Origin of the sequence: Aerosakkonema funiforme FACHB-1375 (genome assembly GCF_014696265.1) — a bacterium.
In the GTDB taxonomy this organism is placed as follows: domain Bacteria; phylum Cyanobacteriota; class Cyanobacteriia; order Cyanobacteriales; family Aerosakkonemataceae; genus Aerosakkonema; species Aerosakkonema funiforme_A.
In genome coordinates, this window is record NZ_JACJPW010000037.1 from 20,453 (window position 1) to 41,877 (window position 21,425).

23 protein-coding genes and 2 pseudogenes are annotated in these 21,425 nt (G+C 43.3%); 20 read left to right on the forward strand and 5 right to left on the reverse strand.

The features are described 5' to 3' along the window. Positions 1–30 precede the first annotated feature (30 nt). The gene (locus H6G03_RS15520; RefSeq protein ID WP_190465273.1) at positions 31–264 is read right to left on the reverse strand and encodes a Nif11-like leader peptide family natural product precursor; all 234 of its coding nucleotides are present in this window, start codon (positions 262–264) and stop codon (positions 31–33) included. A gap of 212 nt (positions 265–476) precedes the next feature. Between H6G03_RS15520 and H6G03_RS15525 the strand changes: the two genes are divergently transcribed. Continuing rightward, positions 477–968, forward strand: coding sequence for a gluconokinase (locus H6G03_RS15525; RefSeq protein ID WP_190465311.1), 492 nt, complete (start codon positions 477–479; stop codon positions 966–968). Between the two features lie 25 nt (positions 969–993). On the opposite strand, the gene H6G03_RS15530 is transcribed toward H6G03_RS15525, so the two are convergent. Beyond that, the gene (locus H6G03_RS15530; RefSeq protein ID WP_190465274.1) at positions 994–1,344 is read right to left on the reverse strand and encodes a hypothetical protein; all 351 of its coding nucleotides are present in this window, start codon (positions 1,342–1,344) and stop codon (positions 994–996) included. An 87-nt stretch (positions 1,345–1,431) separates the two neighbouring features. Between H6G03_RS15530 and H6G03_RS15535 the strand changes: the two genes are divergently transcribed. After that, entirely contained in the window at positions 1,432–1,755 is a 324-nt protein-coding gene (locus H6G03_RS15535) for a hypothetical protein (RefSeq protein ID WP_190465275.1), read from the forward strand. 197 nt (positions 1,756–1,952) lie between these two features. Next, positions 1,953–3,089: a CRISPR-associated endoribonuclease Cas6 gene (gene cas6 / locus H6G03_RS15540; protein ID WP_190465276.1), complete on the forward strand. Its 1,137-nt coding sequence runs from the start codon at positions 1,953–1,955 to the stop codon at positions 3,087–3,089. Between the two features lie 242 nt (positions 3,090–3,331). Here the strand turns inward: cas6 and malQ are convergent, their stop codons facing one another. Beyond that, on the reverse strand, positions 3,332–4,849 hold the full coding sequence (gene malQ / locus H6G03_RS15545) for a 4-alpha-glucanotransferase (protein ID WP_190465277.1): 1,518 nt from the start codon (positions 4,847–4,849) through the stop codon (positions 3,332–3,334). A 364-nt stretch (positions 4,850–5,213) separates the two neighbouring features. On the opposite strand from malQ, the gene treS reads away from it, so the two are divergent. From treS to H6G03_RS15560, 3 genes are all read left to right on the forward strand, one after another. Then, positions 5,214–8,534 carry a maltose alpha-D-glucosyltransferase gene (gene treS / locus H6G03_RS15550; RefSeq protein WP_190465278.1) on the forward strand — a complete coding sequence of 1,107 codons (3,321 nt, stop codon included), beginning with the start codon at positions 5,214–5,216 and terminating at the stop codon, positions 8,532–8,534. A gap of 94 nt (positions 8,535–8,628) precedes the next feature. Next, positions 8,629–9,120, forward strand: coding sequence for a hypothetical protein (locus H6G03_RS15555; RefSeq protein ID WP_190465279.1), 492 nt, complete (start codon positions 8,629–8,631; stop codon positions 9,118–9,120). A 2-nt stretch (positions 9,121–9,122) separates the two neighbouring features. Continuing rightward, positions 9,123–9,440, forward strand: coding sequence for a hypothetical protein (locus H6G03_RS15560; protein ID WP_190465280.1), 318 nt, complete (start codon positions 9,123–9,125; stop codon positions 9,438–9,440). A gap of 153 nt (positions 9,441–9,593) precedes the next feature. Here H6G03_RS15560 and H6G03_RS15565 read toward each other — a convergent pair. Then, a pseudogene (locus tag H6G03_RS15565) lies at positions 9,594–9,848 on the reverse strand (hypothetical protein); the annotation flags it as partial. Positions 9,849–10,147: 299 nt separating this feature from the next. Beyond that, the gene (tnpA, locus tag H6G03_RS15570; RefSeq protein ID WP_190465281.1) at positions 10,148–10,561 is read right to left on the reverse strand and encodes an IS200/IS605 family transposase; all 414 of its coding nucleotides are present in this window, start codon (positions 10,559–10,561) and stop codon (positions 10,148–10,150) included. Between the two features lie 50 nt (positions 10,562–10,611). Here tnpA and H6G03_RS15575 point away from each other — a divergent pair, with 50 nt between their 5' ends. The 14 genes and pseudogenes from H6G03_RS15575 (at position 10,612) to H6G03_RS15640 (ending at position 21,377) form a co-directional block, all read left to right on the forward strand. Further along, positions 10,612–11,820, forward strand: coding sequence for an RNA-guided endonuclease InsQ/TnpB family protein (locus H6G03_RS15575; RefSeq protein WP_190465282.1), 1,209 nt, complete (start codon positions 10,612–10,614; stop codon positions 11,818–11,820). Between the two features lie 141 nt (positions 11,821–11,961). Beyond that, complete coding sequence (locus H6G03_RS15580; protein WP_322111917.1) at positions 11,962–12,303, forward strand: helix-turn-helix domain-containing protein; 342 nt, start codon at positions 11,962–11,964, stop codon at positions 12,301–12,303. Between the two features lie 3 nt (positions 12,304–12,306). Next, positions 12,307–12,414, forward strand: a pseudogene (locus H6G03_RS39785) (PIN domain-containing protein); the annotation flags it as partial. A gap of 114 nt (positions 12,415–12,528) precedes the next feature. Further along, a complete protein-coding gene (locus H6G03_RS15590) occupies positions 12,529–13,338 on the forward strand; it encodes a GNAT family N-acetyltransferase (protein ID WP_190465283.1) in 810 nt (269 codons plus the stop codon). A gap of 5 nt (positions 13,339–13,343) precedes the next feature. Then, positions 13,344–14,555, forward strand: coding sequence for an XdhC family protein (locus H6G03_RS15595; protein WP_190465284.1), 1,212 nt, complete (start codon positions 13,344–13,346; stop codon positions 14,553–14,555). Beyond that, a complete protein-coding gene (locus H6G03_RS15600) occupies positions 14,552–15,142 on the forward strand; it encodes a nucleotidyltransferase family protein (RefSeq protein ID WP_190465285.1) in 591 nt (196 codons plus the stop codon). Before H6G03_RS15595 ends, H6G03_RS15600 begins: the two co-directional genes overlap by 4 nt. A gap of 297 nt (positions 15,143–15,439) precedes the next feature. Continuing rightward, entirely contained in the window at positions 15,440–17,713 is a 2,274-nt protein-coding gene (locus H6G03_RS15605) for a DUF1796 family putative cysteine peptidase (protein WP_190465286.1), read from the forward strand. Positions 17,714–17,814: 101 nt separating this feature from the next. Beyond that, the gene (locus H6G03_RS15610; RefSeq protein WP_190465287.1) at positions 17,815–18,306 is read left to right on the forward strand and encodes a type II toxin-antitoxin system VapC family toxin; all 492 of its coding nucleotides are present in this window, start codon (positions 17,815–17,817) and stop codon (positions 18,304–18,306) included. Beyond that, a complete protein-coding gene (locus tag H6G03_RS15615) occupies positions 18,293–18,475 on the forward strand; it encodes a hypothetical protein (protein ID WP_190465288.1) in 183 nt (60 codons plus the stop codon). Before H6G03_RS15610 ends, H6G03_RS15615 begins: the two co-directional genes overlap by 14 nt. A 137-nt stretch (positions 18,476–18,612) precedes the next feature. Continuing rightward, positions 18,613–18,837: a type II toxin-antitoxin system HicA family toxin gene (locus tag H6G03_RS15620; protein ID WP_190465289.1), complete on the forward strand. Its 225-nt coding sequence runs from the start codon at positions 18,613–18,615 to the stop codon at positions 18,835–18,837. Further along, positions 18,834–19,052 carry a type II toxin-antitoxin system HicB family antitoxin gene (locus tag H6G03_RS15625; protein ID WP_190465290.1) on the forward strand — a complete coding sequence of 73 codons (219 nt, stop codon included), beginning with the start codon at positions 18,834–18,836 and terminating at the stop codon, positions 19,050–19,052. Before H6G03_RS15620 ends, H6G03_RS15625 begins: the two co-directional genes overlap by 4 nt. 33 nt (positions 19,053–19,085) lie before the next feature. Further along, positions 19,086–19,361 (forward strand): GIY-YIG nuclease family protein, encoded by a 276-nt coding sequence (locus H6G03_RS15630; protein ID WP_206756633.1) that lies wholly within the window; start codon positions 19,086–19,088, stop codon positions 19,359–19,361. A gap of 144 nt (positions 19,362–19,505) precedes the next feature. Continuing rightward, the gene (locus H6G03_RS15635; RefSeq protein ID WP_190465291.1) at positions 19,506–19,763 is read left to right on the forward strand and encodes a hypothetical protein; all 258 of its coding nucleotides are present in this window, start codon (positions 19,506–19,508) and stop codon (positions 19,761–19,763) included. A 123-nt stretch (positions 19,764–19,886) separates the two neighbouring features. Beyond that, on the forward strand, positions 19,887–21,377 hold the full coding sequence (locus H6G03_RS15640; protein ID WP_190465292.1) for an AMP-binding protein: 1,491 nt from the start codon (positions 19,887–19,889) through the stop codon (positions 21,375–21,377). Positions 21,378–21,425 lie beyond the last annotated feature (48 nt).

The following is a 21,425-nucleotide window of genomic DNA, read 5'->3' on the forward strand; positions in this document are numbered from 1 at the left end:
CCCTGCTTTGTAAAGCAGGGGAGGAATATTTTAAACCCAACTAACTTCACGCAGCCAAGGCCAAATGCCTGTTTTTCTTCTCAGGGTCACTGCTTCGCTATTTTCTTTAACTACAGCTTTTAACTCTTGTGTTGTAAAGCTGTAGCCCAATCCCTCCGCAATTCTTAAGAATTCCTCTGGACTCGTTGCCGCTTTGAGTCTTTCGCGTAAAATTGTGTCTTGAGTAGCAGCTTCTAAAAACCGATCGGCACTTTCTATGGACATTTGCTGACCCCCTGTATTGTCTTAGACCTACAATCAATTTTATCTAGTACTCAATTCCTCTTCCTTATTCTTGAGGCATAATCTTAACAATTATGGTAAACATCACTTTTCTTGCTTGAGTAAGAGGCGAATATTTGAAGGAAGATTAAGATAAAGCGGCAAATATGCGGCTCTTAAGTATTAATAAATCATCAACATTTCATGGCAATAAAATGGTGATTATCATCATGGGGGTGAGCGGTTCCGGTAAATCTACCATTGGGGAGATGCTGGCGTCGGCATTGAATTGGGGTTTCAGCGACGCGGACTCATTCCACTCGCCTGCTAATGTCGAGAAGATGAGTAAAGGTATTCCCTTAAACGATGCCGATCGCATACCCTGGTTATTGGCAATGCAACGGGCGATCGCACAATGGCTGCAAGAAGAACGCGATATGGTTCTGGCTTGTTCCGCCTTAAAATCTACCTATCGCGAGATGCTCGATATTGACCCCGATCGAATACGACTGGTTTACCTCAAAGGCAGCTTCGAGCTGATTCAGAAGCGATTGCAATCGCGCCAGAACCACTTTATGAATAAAGACCTGCTGCAAAGCCAGTTTGATACCCTTGAGGAGCCGAAGTCAGCAATTATTGTAGATGCCTCGCAGCCACCAGAAACGCTCTTACAGCAGATTATCACAAATCTTGGTGTTTGCAAATAAGTTTTATTCAGCAGATGAGAATTTTTCAACCCTTCTTGCCTAGTAGGGATTCAAATTCAGCTTTTAAGGACTGGATATCGCCTACTCGCGCTACCAGGACATTTTCGTTGCCGGCGTCCTTCAATCGCTCTTTCCAATACTGGATGGTGTCTGAGTTGTGTACCCAGAAGTTAATCACTGTATCTACAACTTCATCCATATCCCAACCTCGCTTTGGCGGCACAGGTTCGACAGATTCAATGAAGGCATCGAGGGTGCATTTATACGCTCCCACGTATTCCACACCGGCTGGCGCTGTTTGTTCTTCAACCTTTTGCTGCTGATTAAAAAAGTACAAAATTGGAGACACTCCGAGCAAATCAAAAGTGTATTTCATAGAGAACTCCTAAATCAGTCTTGTCTTTTTCTAAGTAAAGCCAACTTTTCAAAAAAGTGTGGTTGCTTTATTTACAATTTGCGACTTGTGTGGCGGCTTTACCTCGAAATTGTTAATTCTAAGTCGAGTCACACTAATACCTCTACCTATACCTTTGGTAATCACCAAAGCGACAGAGGTACGGCGAATCTTTCTGCTAGGGCAGCGCGATCGACTCAGGCTTATTGGATGCTATTTATAGCAAATTTTTTTAACTTCTGGGTATGGAAACGTCTGCGGAATCAAATTCTCATTAACATTATAATTGCGATCGAGTCTTCCCCACAAGGGGATGGAAAGCAAGTACAATACCAAGCAAGAGGGGGAAGTCAAAAGTCAAAAGTCAAAAAGGGATTAGGGATTAGGGATTAGGGATTAGGGATTAGGGATTAGGGATTAGGGATTAGGGAAAGTCCATCCTTTAAAAATTCCTCCTCTTCCCTCTTCCCTTTTCCCTCTTCCCTAACCTCTAACCTCTAATCCCTAACCCCTAACCCCTAACCCCTACCCGTTCTCCCTTTCAGTAAGCCACGATCGATCCGAAACAGCCAGATAGTCGAGTCAAACTAATGTCTCAGCTTACCGGACGCCGCCGCCAGCGCACCAAGCAATCCGCACCTACCCTGATTTGGCCAGACGATACAGAACTGGTAGGATTAGTCTTTGAATTAGAAGCGGGTGCTGATGGTTCTTTATATCCTCAGTATGCGATCGGACTTCATGCTTGGTGGCTGGATCGAGTGCGATCGATCGACCCGGATTTATCGGCTTACCTGCACGACGGACAATCAGAGAAACCGTTTACAATTTCCGGATTGGATGGGCCATTAGTCCCCAGTGGCAGGGAATTACAAGTGCAAGGCGGACAAACTTATCGCTGGTACGTGACGGCTTTGTCATCTAGGGTAGCGCGATGGTTAGCAAAATGGATGGAAGCGATGCCAGCAGAAGTTAACTTGCGCGATGTGTCCTTAAAGATTCGATCGTGTCAAATTTCCCATCCTCCTACCACCTACGCCCAACTATTTCAATCGCAGCGTTCATCATCATCGACGCTGAAATTAAGTTTTTTGACACCCACGAGTTTTCGTCGCAAAGGACATCATTTTCCCTTACCCTTGCCAATCAATGTTTTTCATAGCTATCTGCGTCGTTGGAATGACTTTTCCGGGATGTCGTTCGACCAAGAAGCTTTCCTCGCTTGGGTGGATGAATGCGTTGTCGTGCATCGCGTTAAGCTAGATTCGTCTAAGGTGCAAGCGGGAAAGAAAGGATCGGTGACCGGATTTACGGGTGCGATCGAATACGGTCTGAGCAAAGCAAGTCAAGCACAACCTGAGTTTCAGCAGTTATTCTCTGCTTTGGGACAACTTGCACCCTATTGCGGAACGGGTCACAAAACTACCTTTGGATTGGGACAAACGCGCTTGGGATGGCTGATGGGTCAAGATGAGCCTGCGCCTGCTGCACCCTCAGTCGAGGATTTGTTAGCCGAAAGGATTGCCCAACTTACGGAAATATTTACCCTCCAGCGTAAACGCACGGGAGGCGATCGAGCCAGAGAAATTGCCGAAACTTGGGCAACTATCCTCGCACGGCGCGAGTTAGGCGAATCGTTACAAGCGATTTCCGAAGATTTGGAAATGCCTTATCAAACAGTAAAAACTTATGCCAAATTAGCTCGTGCGGCGTTGAAGCCGGATTAGGGGGAGTGGGGGAGTGGGGGAGTGGGGGAGTGGGGGAGTGGGGGAGTGGGGGAGTGGGGGAGTGGGGGAGTGGGAGAGTGGGGGAGTGGGGGAGTGGGAGAGTGGGGGAGAAAAGAACAACAGGTGACTTGCGATGGATAATCTCACACAGGGAAGAAAGTCAAAAAATCGCTCTCTTATCTGCGTTTATCCGCGTTTATCTGCCTACATCTGCGGTAAAAATAACCGGCAGTAAATATTGCCTATCTACTATAAAGTTGGGTTAGCTCTAAAAGACGATCGCTCAATTCCTTTGTGAGAATTTCCGACTTGTCGTAGCGCCAGCGCCAGTTACCGGGAATGATACTGGGGTCGTTCATGCGGGCGCGATCGTCCAAATCTAAAATATCTTGAAGTGGGATAATCGCTAGGTCAGCCACCGAAGCTAAAGCCGCTCGAATCAGAAGCCAATTAACTTCTTTGATGTCTTCAGGAGTAGAATAACCGAAGTATTTAGCCAGCAGTTGCTTTTCGTGGGAACTGACTTGCTGCCACCACCCCAATGTTGTACTGTTGTCGTGAGTTCCCGTGTAGACTACGCAATTATTTACGTAGTGGTGCGGCAAGTAAGCATTGTCAGTACCTTCGCTGAAAGCAAACTGCAAGATTCGCATACCGGGAAAATCGAAGCGATCGCGCAATTCTTCCACTTCCGGCGTGATAATACCCAAATCTTCTGCCATCACCGGCAAACTTCCCAAAGTTGTGCGGAGAGTTTCAAAAAATTCTGCTCCTGGCGCTTTTATCCACTCACCATTTATGGCATTTTCTTCCCCTGCCGGCACTTGCCAATACGCTTCAAAACCTCGGAAATGATCGATGCGAACTATATCTACATATTGCAGTGTTGCTTTAAATCGACTTATCCACCAAGCATAGTTAGTTTCTCGCAGCTTATCCCAGTTATAAACTGGGTTTCCCCACAGCTGTCCGGTGGCGCTGAAGTAATCTGGAGGAACGCCAGCAATATATGCTGGTTCTAATGTTTGCGGATCGAGTTTAAAAATTTCTGGATTTCCCCAAACCTCGGCGCTATTATGGCAGACATAAATAGAAACATCGCCAACTATTTTAATATTTTTATTATTCGTATAATTGCGTAGCTTGCGCCACTGTTCAAAAAACTTAAATTGCAAGAACTTGTGGAATGCGATGCGCTCTTTTAAATGTTCGGCTTGGGCTTTGAGCGCGTCAGGTTCCCGTCTGGCGATCGCATTCTCCCAATGATTCCAACTCTTGCCGTGATTGGCTTCCATTAATGCCATAAACAGCACGTAGTCATCGAGCCAATATGACTGTTCCTGACAAAATTGTTCAAATACAGTATGGCGTTTGTTAATTAAAGATTGCTGGAACCGCTCGTAGGCTACTTTGAGCAATTTAGCTTTGTGGGGGATGACGCGATCGAAATCCACTTTATGAGCAGGCACATCTGCACTAGGCGGTAAATCTGCCAATTCGTCTGGGCTTAATAATCCTTCTTCTGCTAATAAATCCAGACTAATCAGTAGAGGATTGCCTGCGAAGGCGCTAAAGTTCATCGTATAGGGTGAATGTTCGTATCCCGTTGGCCCCAACGGTAGAACTTGCCATAACTTTTGACCGCTTCTTGCCAAAAAATCCACGAATTCGTAAGCCGATTTTCCCAAATCGCCAATCCCAAATCGACTCGGCAGACTGGTCGGGTGCAACAATATTCCACTACAGCGTTGAAAAGTCATGGCAATTTTTTATATTGTCCAAACATTAAGATTAACTCCTGTATCGAAAGATTGCAATAATACTTAAGATAGATATCTAAATTAGCGTAAATATAAAATAAATGTTACTGATTTGACAAAAGCATCCTATTTTAGGTATATTGCCGCGAAACAGACTTAGAAATCTAATTTACATCGTCGGTGAGAGACAAAGATTACGGTGAAAACTTAAAATAAATCGAAGACCGCTTGTAGTTTGAAACGAACTGGGGATAAACCAAAAATCCAAAATCTTCTCTTGCGAAGGTGAGTATCGTGACGGTCACCGCCAAGACGCCCACTTCGCGCAAAATCTAAAATCTAAAATCGATCGACTGTGGAGAAAATGCCAAACTCAATATCAAATGACGACCCCCTCTGGTTTAAGAACGCCATCATTTACGAAGTACCGGTGCGTGCCTTTGCCGATAGCAACGGTGATGGCATCGGCGACTTTCGAGGGCTCACAGAAAAACTGGATTACCTACAAGATTTAGGAGTCACCGCACTCTGGATACTGCCCTTCTTCCCGTCACCGCTACGAGATGACGGATACGATATTGCCGATTACACCAGCGTCAATCCCATTTACGGTACGCTATCAGATTTTAAAGAATTTTTGTCAGCAGCGCATCAACGAGATATCCGCGTAATTATCGAATTAATTGTCAACCATACATCCGACCAGCATCCTTGGTTTCAGCGGGCGCGACGGGCAGCGAAAGGCAGCAAGGAAAGAGATTTTTACGTTTGGAGCGATTCTCCCGAAAAATACCGGGAAGCGAGAATTATCTTCAAAGATTTTGAAACCTCTAACTGGACTTGGGACCCGCTGGCCAAAGCTTATTACTGGCATCGCTTCTACTACCATCAACCCGACCTCAATTATGACAATCCAGAAGTCCGAAAAGCCGTCTTGGAGGTGTTGGATTTTTGGTTAGACATGGGAGTAGACGGACTGCGCCTAGATGCAGTACCTTATTTGTACGAACGGGAAGGAACGAATTGCGAAAACCTGGAAGAAACGCACCAGTTTCTCAAGCAATTGCGATCGCACATCGACACCAAATACCCCAACCGGATGTTGCTAGCAGAGGCAAATCAATGGCCTGAAGATGCGGCACAATATTACGGCAACGGGGATGAGTGTCACATGAACTTCCATTTTCCCCTCATGCCGCGTTTGTTCATGTCGCTGCGGATGGAAGATAGCTTCCCCATTATCGATATTCTCAAGCAAACTCCCCCCATTCCCGATAACTGTCAGTGGGCATTGTTCCTTCGCAATCACGACGAACTAACCCTGGAAATGGTGACAGATGAAGACCGAGACTATATGTATCGCGTCTATGCCCAAGACCAGGAAATGAGAGTAAACTTGGGTATCCGTCGCCGCTTAGCACCTCTGCTAGGAAACGATCGCCGTCAAATCGAATTACTCAACAGTTTGCTGCTGTCTCTCCCAGGCACACCCGTACTTTACTACGGCGATGAAATTGGTATGGGAGATAACGTTTACGTAGGCGATCGCAACGGCGTCCGCACACCGATGCAGTGGAGTGCCGATCGCAATGCCGGTTTCAGTCGCACCAATCCCCAAAAACTATATTTACCGATTATCGTCGAATCGGAATATCATTACGAAGCAATCAACGTAGAAGCGCAGCGGGCAAACTCCAATTCCCTTTGGTATTTCATGAAACGCCTGATCGCTACTCGCAAACGTTTCCAGGCATTAGGAAAGGGAAGTTTTGAATTCCTCCACCCAGAAAACCGCAAAGTAATTGCTTTCACCCGCACATACGGTGAAGAACATATCTTAGTAGTGGCGAATTTGTCCCGTTTTGTGCAAACGGTGGAATTAGATTTATCGCCCTTCAAAGGTATGATACCGATCGAAATTTTCGGTCGCACTCAATTTCCCCCCATCGGCGAATCGCCGTACTTTATCAGCATCAGTCCCTACGCATTTTATTGGTTTACCCTCAAGCTGCAACCCAGCTTAACCCAACTGCCAAAACCGCAAACACAACTGACAGCTTTAGTTGCTAACGGTAAGTGGGATAATATTTTTGTGCAACCGGAGTCGAAAACAACTCTGGAATCTATTTTGTCCGATTACCTGTACACTTGTCCTTGGTATAGCGAAAAAGACCGCACGATTTCCGCCGCGCATATTGTGGAAGCATTGCCAATTTTTCGCGAGGAAAAAGAAGCGCGGATAGTTTGGTTGCGGGTAGAGTATACCCAAGGAGAACCGCAAACTTACCTGCTGCTGATAGGTTACGCAGAAGGCGAAGAAGGGAAGCAGCTGTTGGCCGAAAATAACGCCTGTGCGATCGCTCGTCTTCAAGTGCAAGGTAAAAAGGAAAATGGCGTTTTGTTTGATGCGATCGCAGATAAAAATTGTCTGACTTCCCTGCTGGATGCGATCGCGCACGATCGCAACCTCAAAGGAATGGCAGGAGAACTGGTCGCCACAACAACCGATCTGTCCTCGCAGCTAACAGCAAATGCAGATTTGGAACCGCATCTTCTCAGAGGCGAACACAGAAATACTTCTGTAATTTACGGCGATCGTTTCATCCTCAAACTCTTCCGCAAACTCGACGAAGGTATTAACCCAGATCTGGAAATTCGCCGCTTTTTGGGCGAGAAAAAACTCTTGAAACATTTTGCCCCCCTAGCTGGGAAACTGGAGTACCGCCGTGCCAAAAGCGCACCCATAACTGTGGGGATATTGCAACAATATATCCAAGATGCCACGAATAGTTGGGACTACACACTCGATAGCTTGCGCGACTACTTCGATCGCGTCATGTCTCAACAGGCGACAACTACTTTAGTACCCGTTTTTTCCGGATCGCTGTTAGAATTGCAGGCAGCAGAAATTCCCGAATTGGCAAGGCAAACGATCGGTTCCTACCTAGCTTTAGCCGAACTGTTAGGTCAGTCTACCGCCGAATTGCACATGACCCTAGCTTCCGATCTAGAAAATCCCGATTTTGCCCCAGAACCTTTTTCATCTTTTTACCAGCGTTCTATTTACCAATACGCACGCAACCTCACAGGGCAAGTATTTTTGTTGTTGAAAAAACGACTCAAGTCATTACCGCCCGATCTCCAAAAATTGGCACATTCTGTTCTGTATCGCCAAGAAGAATTTCTGGGACGCTTCGAGTTAGTCCTCAAACAAAAGATTACTGCCATGCGTACCCGCTATCACGGCGATTACCATCTCGGACAAGTGCTTTACACCGGCAATGACTTTGTGATTATCGATTTTGAGGGAGACCCGACGCGCACTTTAAGCGAACGGCGCATGAAGCGATCGGCCCTGCGAGATGTAGCGACAATGCTGGAATCATTCTATCATGCTGCTAGCATTGCACTCCGCCGCGAGATCGAAAACGGCACTATCCGCCCAGAAAATCTTCCCTTAATGCAACAATGGGCGAATTTCTGGTGTAACTGGGTGAGTGCTGTTTTCTTGAATAGCTATCTGAAAATTGCTAGCAAAGACAGCTTTTTGCCAAAGACCGAACAAGAATTGCAAGTGTTGCTGGATGGCTATGTGCTGGAGAAAATTATCTACGATTTGGGTTACGAACTCAACAATCGTCAAGATTACGTGGCAATACCGTTACAGCGCCTGATCCAATTTTGATTTTTCTGTTTGGATTTGATGTCATATCGTGTCCGGTCGATTAGCCATAGTTAAATATTAGGTACGTTGTTGCGCTTTAGCGCTCTTATTCGGAGTGCGGCATCGCAACTACGTACCTAAGAAATTTTATTGTGGGCGATCGTCCGGACATAATATTTACAACTTTGAGGTTGAAGGGTTTCATACCTACTTCGTCTCTGACTTGGGTGTTTTGGTTCATAATACTTGTGATAGAGACATTAACCGTATAGGAGGTGGAAGTCCCGATAATCTCAAGCTAAAGCCAGCTGAGCAAAAGTTAAACCCTCCTGGTATATCAGTTTTGAAGGGTGGATCGCCTGCGGAGGCTGCCCAGCAGATGAAGAAAGCATTTCCCAACGCCGCAGGGCTGCATGAAGCAGCTAAAGTCGTAGGTTCAACGAATGAAGCGTTAATTAGAAGCGCTGGTTTTGACATTATGCCCGCTCCAACTAAAAAGTTTCCAAACCACCACAGGATTACTCACCCAAATGGTGGCAAGGGATTCAACGATGAAAATCTCAGTAGGCTCTCTGACGTTTTCACCGATACAAGATTGGAGGATTAGCCATGTTTCTTAAACTAATAGAAATTGTTGATTCAATGCAGAATGTAGTGGTTACAGCGGAAGTAGAAGATAAAGGAGAGTATTACTCTGGTTCAGTTAGTCTTGACAAAATGCCTGAAGTCCTTCGTTTAGAATTTGAGGAGTACGAATTGCTCATAAACAATCAGGTTCTCAGCCTACTCGATCAAATTGAAGAACAGATTAGTATTACTTCATTTACAGTCATTTTTGATGATGGTAGAAAGTTTTATGTAGATGATTTGCAAATATTTCCCATATCTGGAACGATATCGTTTAAAGTATCAAAACAGATTATTTAAGATTAACGAATGCTTTTGTTGAGATTTACAGCTAAAAGTAGCCCGTAGGGTGGGCATTGCCCGCTTTCATCCCAAAATTCTTACACAGAGTAGCCCGTAGAAGTCCAATTAATAGTTGATCGTCCAAATACAAACAATATCGACGTTAAATTATTCACCAGAAAACACGCCGATTTGTCGATTGAAAATGCGGCGAACCTCTAGCAATACGGGGTTAATAATAGCTTCAGAACGAGCTTTTTCAGTGCTAGTGGCAATCGCCCAAGGTATGTTGGTTTCTAATAGGGTTTTTAACAGGGTACTAGGTTGAATGGGGTCAAGTTCGGGCAGAAATCTGATTCCTTCTACTGTGGTTAAATTGAAGGCTTCTTTAACTTTGGTAATCGTGGTGAATTGACTGTAGGGCATAATTAGGCAAGGTCGATCTGTTCAAACGCAATTTGACTTGTTGTAGCTGCGAATGCCTACGGTACGGCTAGGCCGATCGCAACTGTCGTGTGTACCCATTATTATGATAGGGTCTCGATCGAAAGTAGGCGATCGCTTTTTTCAGACGGCAGAGGACAGAAGGCTATTGCGTTTATTTCAATTTGTTGCGTTTGTTTCGTTGGTTGTCTATCCAGAATGGAGCCAGAGGACTCCCGTTACACCGAAGGTTAACGGGAGATGAATGGCGACCAAAATATAAACTGAGCGATAGCGAATCATTATTCCGGTGTAGCTTGTTGCTCAACATATTTTTTTAATTGTTCAACTGTAGCGCCCCCACAACTAGCAACAAAGTAAGAACCAGTCCAAAAATACGGTTTGTTGTAGAAATATTTCGGCGCCAACCAGGGATATTCCTTGCGGATTAATCGGCTACTAACTGTTTTTAAGTTCCCGATTAAGGTAGACAGTGGTATGTCAGGTTTGTAATCAATCAGTAAATGTACATGGTCTGACTCCCCATCAAATTCTAGCAATTCTGATTCCCATTTATTTAAGGTCTGTTTTAAGATTTGTGACAGCCGCATTAAGATTTCGCCATTGATTGCAGCTCTACGATATTTTACCACTAAAACGACGTGAGCGTTAAGTCTGTAAACAGACCTGAAACCATGATGGTATGTAGTTGACATTTTTGAGCGCCAAGTGTTAATATACAGATAAGTTTAGCTCAAAAGAACTGATGTTAGATACATTGAAGGTAAGAATTTATCCAAACCGACCACAGGAAATAGCTTTAGCTAAAAGCTTTGGCTGCTCCCGTTTTGTGTTTAATTATTACCTGAATAAAACTAACAATCAGTATCAAGAAACGGGTAAGGGTATGAGCTATTGTGATATGGCGAAAGACCTCACCCAACTTAAAAAGCTACCTGATTACGAATGGCTAACAGAAGTAACTGCTGCTACATTACAGCAAACACTTAAGAACTTAGAATCTGGATTGAAAAACTTTTTTGCTAAAAGAGCAAGATTCCCTAAGTTCAAAAGTAAGCACAGTCAGCAGTCGCTCCGTTACCCGGAAAGCTGTTCGATTAAAAATGGTGGCTTAAAACTTCCCAAACTTGGGATTGTTAAAGCTTCAATCTCAAAAAGTATTAACGCTAAAATTAAATCTGTAACAGTTTCAAAAACGAGTACAGATAAGTATTTTGCTGCAATATTATTTGAAACTGATGATTTAACCAATAAGAAATCAGGGAAAATCACAAGCATTGACTTAGGTTTAAGTAACCTAGTTACTACGTTTGATGGAAAAGACTTTAATCAAGTCGAGCCAATTAAACCTACTAGAAAATATGCTAAAGGTTTAAAACGCAGACAACAAGCTTTATCTAAAAAGAAAAAAGGGTCTTTAAATCGTCTAAAACAAGTTAAAAGAGTAGCAAAAGTCCATGAAAAAATAGCTAACACTAGACTTGATTTCCTTCACAAACTCTCAAGAAAGTTAGTTGACGAAAACCAAGTCATTATAGCTGAGAACCTTTGTATTAAAGGATTAGCACGAACCAAGCTAGCGAAATCAGTATTAGATGCTGGTTGGGGAATGCTGCTTAATTTTATCAGTTATAAGCTAGATAGAGAGGGAGGAATATTTATTCAAGTTGACAGATTCTTTCCCAGTAGCAAACTTTGTAATAGTTGCCAAGTTAAGCACAATTCATTAAATCTCAGCATTCGTGAATGGGTTTGTCCTGAATGTAAAACTCACCATGATAGAGATGAAAATGCCACACAGAATTTATGGGAAGAAGGGATAAGAATACTGTTAACAAATACTGCGGGACACGCAGGAATTCAAGCTTGTGGAGAGAATGTAAGACTCGTTAACAATTGTGTTAAAAAGCAATTCTCATTGAAGCAAGAATCCCCCGTCACAGCGCCAGCTTGACGGGGGAGTGTCAAGGTAATCTCTACTGCTTATAACAAACCTGCAATTCCTACGGAGGCGGATGCCAAGCTCTCTCAAGAAAGTAGCCGCATTCTGGCATCTCTGATTAAGTTAACGCAACAGAAAAAACAACTCAAAGTGGTGGAAGAAGACGGGAGCGAGCAGACAGTTGAGATCCCGGCCACAGCATTTCATTTACTGGTGGATATTCTGTCACAAATGGCTCAAGGCAATGCAGTTACTCTCATCCCTATCCATGCAGAACTGACAACTCAGGAAGCAGCAAAGATTCTGAATGTTTCGCGTCCGTTTGTTGTCAAGTTAATTGAATCGGGTGAGTTACCCTGTCGCCGGGTAGGACGACATCGCCGCGTTTATTTTAAAGATGTAATGAAATACAAACAGCAAATTGATAGTCAACGAATGCAAGTTTTAGATGAACTGGTGGCTCAAGCTCAAGAGCTAAACATGGGCTATGAGTGATGTATGCTCTCATCAAACTTCACCGCTCTTTACGATTCCTGCGTTTTATATCCTGCACCTCTGCGAGATTTTCTGATGCAGTTGGCGCTGACGGATTTATTCAGTGCCAAATAGACTAAGCTAGGGGTTAGGGATTAGGGCGTCGGGGTTAGGGGTAGCTGGAATTAAGAATTTCCTAACTGCCTTGGCGGTTGTTATATATAGGTGAATAGGTGATATTTAGTGATGAATTTTATTAAACTCGGACAAGCTACAGAAGTGGAGGTTATTAACGCGATCGAATCCAATATGTGCGGGCATATCTCGTACTTCGCCCGCCATCTACCTGCAATGGCAGTTATCGATACACCGGAAATGTTACTGATCGATTCCAAATTGCGATCGGATACTTTCAATTTTGTCTGTCGGGTAAATTTTCCTGCATCAGAAGTAGTCGATCGCATCGATTTTGCGATCGACTACTTCCAGAAACGCAACCTTCCTGTCGCTTGGTGGATCGGTGCTAATTCTCAACCTCCTAACCTCACCAAACGTTTGGAAAAACACGGTATTAAACAAGTTGAAGAAGCGCCGGGAATGGCAATGGATTTAAGCGAATTCAATCAAAATTATACCTTGCCTCCAGGTTTAGAAATTCGTCGCGTCAAAAATCTTGAAGAAATTGAAGATTATGCAAATATAATCGCCAGTTGTTGGAATCCGCCAGATTTTTGCGTAATCGAATTTTATCGACAAGCAGCAGCGATCGCATTTCGTCCTGAAATTCCTGTGCAATTTTATATCGGATATTTAGGAAATGAAGCGATCGCCACAACTGAACTCTTCTTAGACGCAGGAGTGGCGGGTATTTACGGTGTCGTAACTCTGGCAAAATATCGCAAGCGCGGAATTGGAACGGCGATGACTTTAGCGGCGCTTTTCGATGCTAAAAAGCAAGGTTATCAAACTGCGACTTTACAAGCTTCTGAAGATGGCAAAAATATTTATGCAAGTCTGGGATTCAGACAATACTGCAATTTCTACGTCTATCAATAAAAATTATGAATGAAATACAGGCAATTATCGAGGCATTTACAGAAAGTCAAAACAACGGCAAAATGGCAGCACTTGCTACGGTAGTTAAAGTGCAAGGTTCCGCTTATCGTCGTCCGGGTGCGAGAATGCTAATTACCGAAGATGGTCACAAAATTGGCGCGATTAGTGGCGGATGTTTGGAAGATGATGTTTGCGATATTGCACAGGAAGTTATCGCTACTGGTAAACCTAATGTCGTTACTTATGATACTACCTCAGATGACGATATTTTCTGGGGTTTGGGGATGGGATGCAATGGAATTATTCAGGTATTAATCGAACCGATCGCTTGCGCTGCGCTTCGCGCAATCGAATCCCAATTTTTGACATTTATCGGCAATTGTTTGCGTCAGCGTTCGGTGGGTGCGATCGCAACTGTGTTTCACACATCAGACAATATTGCTACAAAAATTGGTTCGCGCATATGTGGCGATCGCACTGGGATTATCATCAATCAAATCGCAGATAAGTTTCTCGAACAAAAGGTAATTGCGGATGTAAAAGCAGCACTTGAAAATGAGCGATCGCAAATTCAATCCTACGAATGGAATAACAAAAAAGCAGAAGTTTTCATTGAAGTTATTAAACCTCCCATCTCGCTGCTAGTTTTTGGTGCGGGTGACGATGCTATTCCCGTTGTGCGTTTGGCAAAAGAGTTAGGTTGGTATGTCACGGTAATCGATCGCCGACCCGCTTATGCGACATCAAATCGCTTTCCTTTAGCAGATAAAATTGTAATTAGCAGCGCGGAAAATATCGCCGAATATCTAAGTTTAGATTGTTATACGGTTGCTGTGGTGATGACGCATAATTATTTGTGCGATCGCGATATTTTGCCTACTCTACTTTCCTCACCTTTACCTTACATCGGCATTCTCGGTTCTAGAAACCGCATCGAAAAATTATTTCATGATTTACGACAAGCAAACTTGGCGCTAGATTCAGAACAATTTGAACGCTTGTATGCACCCATCGGTCTCGATCTCGGTGCGGAAACGCCAGCAGAAATTGCCTTGGCAATTATAGCAGAAATTAAAGCTGTTTTGGCAAAGCGTTCTGGTGGCTTTTTACGCAACCGAAAAGCACCAATTCATGACGTGCGATCGAATGGATCTGGCAAACAGTACGATCTTTCCTGTCAATCCAAAATCCAAAATCTAAAATCCAAAATCCTATGACTGTTGGTATTATCATTCTTGCGGCGGGTGCTTCCACTCGCATGGGTACGCCCAAACAACTATTACCCTATGGCAAATCTACCTTATTATCTCATACAATAGAAGTTGCCCTTGCTTCCGGCTGTCATCCCATTATAGTTGTTCTCGGAGCTTATGCCACACAAATTCGATCGCACATTAATCAGTTGACGATCCGAATCGTAGAAAATCCCCAATGGTCAGAGGGAATGAGTTCATCAATTCGAGTAGGTATCCAAGCCTTAGATACTGTTACTGAAAAACCTGAAGCTGTAGTGTTGTGTTTGTGCGATCAACCTTTTATATCAACTCAAGTTATTAATCAATTGATTGAAGTTTATTTTCAAAAAAGTAAGCAAATAATTGCCTCAGAATATGCAGGAATTTTGGGCGTACCTGCTTTATTCGATCGCAGTTTTTTTCCTAATTTAATGAAGTTGAAAGGTGCTGAAGGAGCCAAAAAGATTATTCAAAATCACAGCGATCGAGTTCTCTCAGTTCCTTTTGCAGAGGGGATAGTTGACATCGATACCCCAGAGGAGTATCAGCAGCTGCAAAGCCTAATTTAAGGTGACTGGGTAAAAGGATAATTTGAAATATTAGAGCGGAGACTATCCAAGAAATTATCCAATTTAAATAATTTTTCTATTATTGGCATTACATGGTAATCTCTAACACAGACTTGAAAAGTTAGACATGATACATTCACACCAGAGATCGATCGCTTTACGTCCAGCGCTCTTGAAGGCAGGCATTGCGACCTCTGGATTGTGGTGCCTGAAGTGAAGTTACCGCAAGGGCATCAAAGCAACGATAATTCGACCTTTCTGTCTGCCATAGTATTCGCGAACACAAAAGAGACATATATGTATCGGTTTCAGGTAAGGGCCTACACGCAAAAGGGAGAATCGATCGCACTCGTCGGTTCCACTCCTGAGTTAGGATTGTGGGATGTAACCAAGTGCATAACTTTATGCACCAGTGCTGAAAGCTACCCTTTATGGTGGACAGACATTGAAATAGTTCCCTCGTCGTTAGAGTCAAAAAATTGCCAAAATATCGAATACAAGTACGTGCGAGTTCGTGCAGATGGTAGCGTGCAATGGGAAGCTTTGGGGCTGAATCGTTGGATACCGATCGAAGCTGACAAACTGCCATCTACAATAGTTGTAGAAGATGGCTGGTTAAGTTACGTGCCGCCTTCTCCCTACGGATATTTTAAAGAGTCGATCGCAAAGCCGCTCACCAAAGGAGAAGAGAATTTAAAAATAGCAGTTATTGGCAGTTCTGTAGCCTTGGGATGCAATGCTTGGTTATTGAAAGGTTGGGCTTGGCATTTAGAGCAAGCATTGCATGAAAAATACGGACACACATTAGTAAATGTATCCGAAGTAGGTGCCAATGTCAGCACAACTATTGACAGGTTTCCCCTGGTAGTTGCGCCAGAAAAACCGGATATTGTTATCGTTGCCCTTTCTCTAGGTAACGAGGGATTAGCTTATTGTCCCCCTCACCAACGAAGGGCAGTGCAACGACGTTTTGAAAGTGGATTGCAACAACTCGTAAAAATGATCGAAGAGTTGGGAGCTATGCCAATTTTAGGAGCAGTATACCCGAATGGCGATTACTATCCCGAACATAATTGGTTATTGCAAGATACCCACAATCGAATGCTAAATTGGGGTGTGACCGTGCTGAATTGGCTTGATGCTGTCGATGATGGGGCAGGGCGTTGGAAAGCTGGCACTTGTTTCGATCCGGCTCATCCTAACACGACAGGACATCGCCTGATGTACGAAGCGATCGATCTGAGCTTGTTTGCCATAGACAAATCCAAATTGAACAAAGAAAAACAACTCTCCAATCAGAAACAGGAATTACCAATCTATCGCGATAACAGGGGTTTCCATATCTTTGCCTGTCAACAAGAGAAAAGTTTGCGGGTAATCAATACATCAAAATATACTTATACGATCGCTGCTTATTGGGAAGAATTGCAAGCAGCTATTAAAGCCAAAGCTGGATTGATACCCGGTATTTATATCGCCAAGAATGTTGCCAAAGGTACACTTCCATACTTTTGGGCGCGAGAGGATAGTACGATCGAAACAAGCGTAGATATTCCCCCAGGGGCTGACATTGAATATAGTGCGGCAATCAATCTGTTTTCGCCAAAAATATCCCAAACTTTATACTACGATGGGCATTTGGCACTTTTGAAAGAAAGCGAAAACATCATCCGCATCATCAACGAATCCGACCACGAATATAACATCCACCCAATGTGGAAAGAGGTACGCAGCGCCCTCAAACAAATGCCATCCGGTGTTTATGAAGATCCCCTCGAACCCGATGTGCCGTTTCGCACTATGATGATTGGCAAAGACGGACTGGAAAGCCGAGTCAAAGTGCCAGCAAAATCCTCGGTAATTTTTCAATACAAGTGTAAATTATCGGACATTAGCCGGGTGGGGATTATTCCTCTAGGCGATCGTTGTGCGGCTCGAATGTTGTTATATAAAATGGAGTACGATGGGCCGGCTTTTCCTTTCGATTTAACGCGCAGCACCAATCTTGGGGATGTCGCCGATGCGATCGAAACTGGTTTTCAAGATATGTGGAACCCCCAATTTTTACATTACAATCATGACGAAAGGCGAATATACCACAGCAAGTGGTCGGGTCTATCTTTTGCCCACGAAGTTGAAGACACAGACGACCCATTAAATAATATGTTTCCCGTCTACGAACGAATGCGCGTCCGTTATTCCGCACGTGCCGAACGCTTTTGGTATACGCTACAAAATTGCGACGAAGCGCTGTTTATTCGCACGGGTGTAACTAATCGCGGTTATGTGATAGATTTGCTGGATAAGCTGGAAGCAAAATGTCAGGGAAAACCTTTCCGCGTCTTGCTAATTTCTCTCCAATCTTCCGATGAATTTGCGGGACTTCCCAAGGTGCTGCATTATAATTTGGAGTTCAATCCAGATAAAATGTATGATGATTTGGGATATTGGATGTACTGCACAGACGTGATGCGAGGAATTATCGAATCTCTTGGCGTATCGAGTAAAAATTTGTTTTGGTGTCCCCCCAATCCACCCAAAAATAAACCGAAAACACAAGAGAATGGGTAGGATTGGTTAATTTGGCTGTGCGATCGCACGGTGCTATTTATGGATAATGGATATGGTGCGATCGTCACGCTAAAATAGAGAAGTTAACACCTTTATCTTGCATGAGTGATACCATCTACATTGAAACCAGTATTTTTGGCTACTTGACAGCTAGATCGACTAAAAACCTGATTCTTGCTGCGAATATTGAAGTAACGCGAGACTGGTGGGAAAATTATCGCGATGCTTTCGATATATACATTTCGCAAATTGTTTTAGATGAAGCAGCCTTGGGCGACTCAGAGATAGCTGCCAAGCGGCTTGAAATCTTGCAGGGTATACCATTACTGAAGCCGAGCGAGGCGGCTCAAGATCTGGTAATTCAATTTTTAGCAAGAAGTAACCTTCCAGATAAAGCTGCTAATGATGCAGCACATATTGCCATAGCTACTGTTCACGGTATGGACTATCTTCTAACGTGGAATTGTAAACACATAGCAAATGCCCAAATTCAGAAAAAGCTGATACAGATTTGTGCTGACTTTGGGTACGAGCTACCAACGATTTGTACACCTTATGAATTAATGGGAGAGGATGTAAATGTTGACAAATGAAATTTTAGAGGAAATTTATCAATTTCGAGAAGCTCATGCTAAATCATTTAATTATGATGTAGCTGCTATGTTTGCAGACTGGCGGAAGAGAGAAGCTGAAAGTGGTAGAGAGTCAGTAACCTTACCTCCGAAGAAAAAGTATAATAAATCGCTGCATCATACCGCCTAAGAAGCGAATTGTGGCGATCGCGCTGTGCTATTTATGGATAATGGAGATGGTGCGATCGCATAGTTAAGATTATGGGCTAGATGCCACCTGAACTAGAAACGGGTAAACTATATGTACGGATACAAAAGACAATATCCATGCCGAGGAAAATTCGCGCATTGAAAGCTCAGATTGCGCGTGAAGGCTTTGTTTATCTGCCCAAGCGCGGCAAAGGTAGCCATGAGCGATGGCGACATCCTCTATTGAGAAAAACACTGACAATTCCAGGTAAAGATGGAGATGATGTACCAGTCTACCTAGAAAAACAGTTGGCACAATTATTAAGTGAACTGGAAGCTCTCAAGGAGGACGAGGATTTATGAATCGATACAGTATGATTATTCAATGGTCTGATGAAGATGGGCTTTTCCTAGTCACTATCCCAGAATTTAGCGATCGCGTTGTGATGCCTTGTACTCATGGTAAAACTCGCGAAGAAGCAATTCGTAATGGTGAAGAAGTGATTGAAATGTATTTGGAAGCTTGGCAAGCAGAAGGTGAATCTATCCCTGAACCTAGTACGCTTCAAATTGCCTGATTATTATTCTAAACATACATTTTAGCTAAAGTGATGCTACAAGAATTCAGTACATTACCAAATCTGAAACTAGCAGATAGGCAAAGATTACCAGAGTGTTCTGCAATCTACTTTGCGATCGCTCGCGATCAAGTTCTCTACGTTGGTCTAGCAACAAATTTAAGAAATCGTTGGCAAAATCATCATCGGTTGCTGCAGTTGGAAGCAGTTAATCGAAGGTGCGAAGTTAGGCTATTTTGGTTGAGTTGCGCTCAAAATCAGCTTAATGAACTAGAACGCCAGTATATTGAGTATTATACTCATACCTAAAAGAGCAGTATCCTAAAATGCAGGCTATCAATGACGATCCAGTACCAAAGTTGTTGTTTTAAACCAGAAGTTCTTTCGGAATTAGAAAGTGTAAAGAAAAGCGTTTTCGTGTTAAAATAATAAAAAAAATCCGAAGTTATAATTATGGCCAAAAGTTTAGCAATTCAACTAACGGACGAATTAGAGCAACAGTTGTTGCAACGGGCTAACAAACTAAATATTTCTTTAGAAAGCTTAGTTTTGCAGTCTCTAACTCAATTAGTTAATTCGCCAAATCCAGATGAATTCGAGCCAATTTTACCGTTATTAGGTACATTAACTGCAACAGTTGATGACATTGGCGAAAACCACGATCGCTATATCGGTAGTTCTTTACAACAGGAAATTGCTAGTGTAGAATAAAGTATTTATAGATATTTCTGGATAGGATGAATTATTTTAACGCCAGAATGTTATAATCAAAAATCACAATTGATTTGTTAAAACACAAAGCAACAAATACTAAATAGCAACTAATTAACTAACGTGAATCTACCACCGATCGATCGCGCTCACCAAAACCCAAACAAAATCGCCATTGTCGCCACTGAAGGAGCATTTACATATCATAATTTGCTCCAAACTTCTGCTCAAATCGCTACCAAACTTCTGGAAAATATCCCAGATTTACAAGAACAGCGCGTTGCTTTTCTGATTCCTTCGGGATTTCAGTATGTCGCTACACAATGGGGGATTTGGCGTGCGGGTGGGATAGCTGTCCCTTTGTGTGTTTCCCATCCCCGACCTGAGTTAGAGTATGTAATTGCAGACTCAGGCGCTGCAATTATCATCGCACATCCAGATTTTGAGGCTGTATTGCGTCCGATTGCGGAAGAAAGAAATTTACGATTTATCCTCACTTCGGAAACTCTCCCGTCAGAAGTTGCTTTACTCCCAGAAATCGATCTTACCAGACGATCGTTAATCCTTTATACTAGCGGTACAACTGGAAAACCAAAGGGTGTTGTTACCACACATGAAAATATTCAAGCGCAAGTAACTAGCTTAGTTTCTGCTTGGGAATGGACATCAAACGATCGCATTTTGCACGTCTTACCGCTGCATCATATTCACGGCATTATTAACGTGCTAACTTGCGCCTTGTGGAGTGGCGCTGAGTGCCATATGCTGTCCAAATTTGATGCAGAAATAGTTGGCGATCGCATAATTCGCGGTGACTTAACTTTATTTATGGCTGTCCCCACAATTTATGTCAAGTTAATTACCGCTTGGGAAAATGCAGATCGCGATCGGCAACAAAAAATTTCCGCCGGCTGTGCTAAAATGCGTCTGATGGTTTCAGGCTCCGCAGCTTTACCCGTCCGAGTATTAGAAAAATGGCAAAATATTAGCGGTCACTTTCTGCTGGAACGCTACGGAATGACCGAAATTGGCATGGCTTTATCTAACGCTTTGCACGGTGAAAGATTCGCGGGATATGTAGGCAAACCTTTGCCGCAAGTAGAAGTTAGATTAGTAGATGAAAACGGAGAATTAGTCACTCCGGGAACACCGGGAGAACTCCAAGTCAAAGGTGCAGGAGTTTTTCGAGAATATTGGCAAAAACCGTCAGCAACAGCCAAAGCATTTCGCGATAGTTGGTTTTGTACTGGCGATTTGGCAGTAGTGGAAAATGATAACTATCGCATTCTGGGACGGATTAGCGTCGATATTATCAAAACTGGCGGTTATAAAGTTTCGGCTTTGGAAATTGAAGAAATGCTGCGAACTCATCCAGATATTCAAGATTGTGCAGTTGTTGGTGTTGCAGATGCAGAATGGGGAGAGAGAGTTTGTGCAGCTTTGGTATTAAAATCGGGAAGTAATTTAACTTTAGAAACTCTCAGAAGTTGGGCAAAAGAGCGATTGGCTACCTACAAAGTTCCTACCAAAATTCAAGTTGTGGAAGAGTTACCTCGCAACGCGATGGGAAAAGTGACGAAGCCGAACGTGGCGAAGCTATTTGATGCTATTTGATATAGTTTCCGGTACGCTACAGGACAGGATTTTATCGCACCGTCAGCA

Coding starts and splice junctions, on each gene's coding strand:
- H6G03_RS15520 (WP_190465273.1), bottom strand. CDS start 264: ATGTCCATAGAAAGTGCCGATCGGTTTTTAGAAGCTGCTACTCAAGAC.
- H6G03_RS15525 (WP_190465311.1), top strand. CDS start 477: ATGGTGATTATCATCATGGGGGTGAGCGGTTCCGGTAAATCTACCATT.
- H6G03_RS15530 (WP_190465274.1), bottom strand. CDS start 1,344: ATGAAATACACTTTTGATTTGCTCGGAGTGTCTCCAATTTTGTACTTT.
- cas6 (WP_190465276.1), top strand. CDS start 1,953: ATGTCTCAGCTTACCGGACGCCGCCGCCAGCGCACCAAGCAATCCGCA.
- malQ (WP_190465277.1), bottom strand. CDS start 4,849: ATGACTTTTCAACGCTGTAGTGGAATATTGTTGCACCCGACCAGTCTG.
- treS (WP_190465278.1), top strand. CDS start 5,214: ATGCCAAACTCAATATCAAATGACGACCCCCTCTGGTTTAAGAACGCC.
- H6G03_RS15560 (WP_190465280.1), top strand. CDS start 9,123: ATGTTTCTTAAACTAATAGAAATTGTTGATTCAATGCAGAATGTAGTG.
- tnpA (WP_190465281.1), bottom strand. CDS start 10,561: ATGTCAACTACATACCATCATGGTTTCAGGTCTGTTTACAGACTTAAC.
- H6G03_RS15575 (WP_190465282.1), top strand. CDS start 10,612: ATGTTAGATACATTGAAGGTAAGAATTTATCCAAACCGACCACAGGAA.
- H6G03_RS15590 (WP_190465283.1), top strand. CDS start 12,529: ATGAATTTTATTAAACTCGGACAAGCTACAGAAGTGGAGGTTATTAAC.
- H6G03_RS15595 (WP_190465284.1), top strand. CDS start 13,344: ATGAATGAAATACAGGCAATTATCGAGGCATTTACAGAAAGTCAAAAC.
- H6G03_RS15600 (WP_190465285.1), top strand. CDS start 14,552: ATGACTGTTGGTATTATCATTCTTGCGGCGGGTGCTTCCACTCGCATG.
- H6G03_RS15605 (WP_190465286.1), top strand. CDS start 15,440: ATGTATCGGTTTCAGGTAAGGGCCTACACGCAAAAGGGAGAATCGATC.
- H6G03_RS15610 (WP_190465287.1), top strand. CDS start 17,815: ATGAGTGATACCATCTACATTGAAACCAGTATTTTTGGCTACTTGACA.
- H6G03_RS15615 (WP_190465288.1), top strand. CDS start 18,293: ATGTTGACAAATGAAATTTTAGAGGAAATTTATCAATTTCGAGAAGCT.
- H6G03_RS15620 (WP_190465289.1), top strand. CDS start 18,613: ATGCCGAGGAAAATTCGCGCATTGAAAGCTCAGATTGCGCGTGAAGGC.
- H6G03_RS15625 (WP_190465290.1), top strand. CDS start 18,834: ATGAATCGATACAGTATGATTATTCAATGGTCTGATGAAGATGGGCTT.
- H6G03_RS15630 (WP_206756633.1), top strand. CDS start 19,086: ATGCTACAAGAATTCAGTACATTACCAAATCTGAAACTAGCAGATAGG.
- H6G03_RS15635 (WP_190465291.1), top strand. CDS start 19,506: ATGGCCAAAAGTTTAGCAATTCAACTAACGGACGAATTAGAGCAACAG.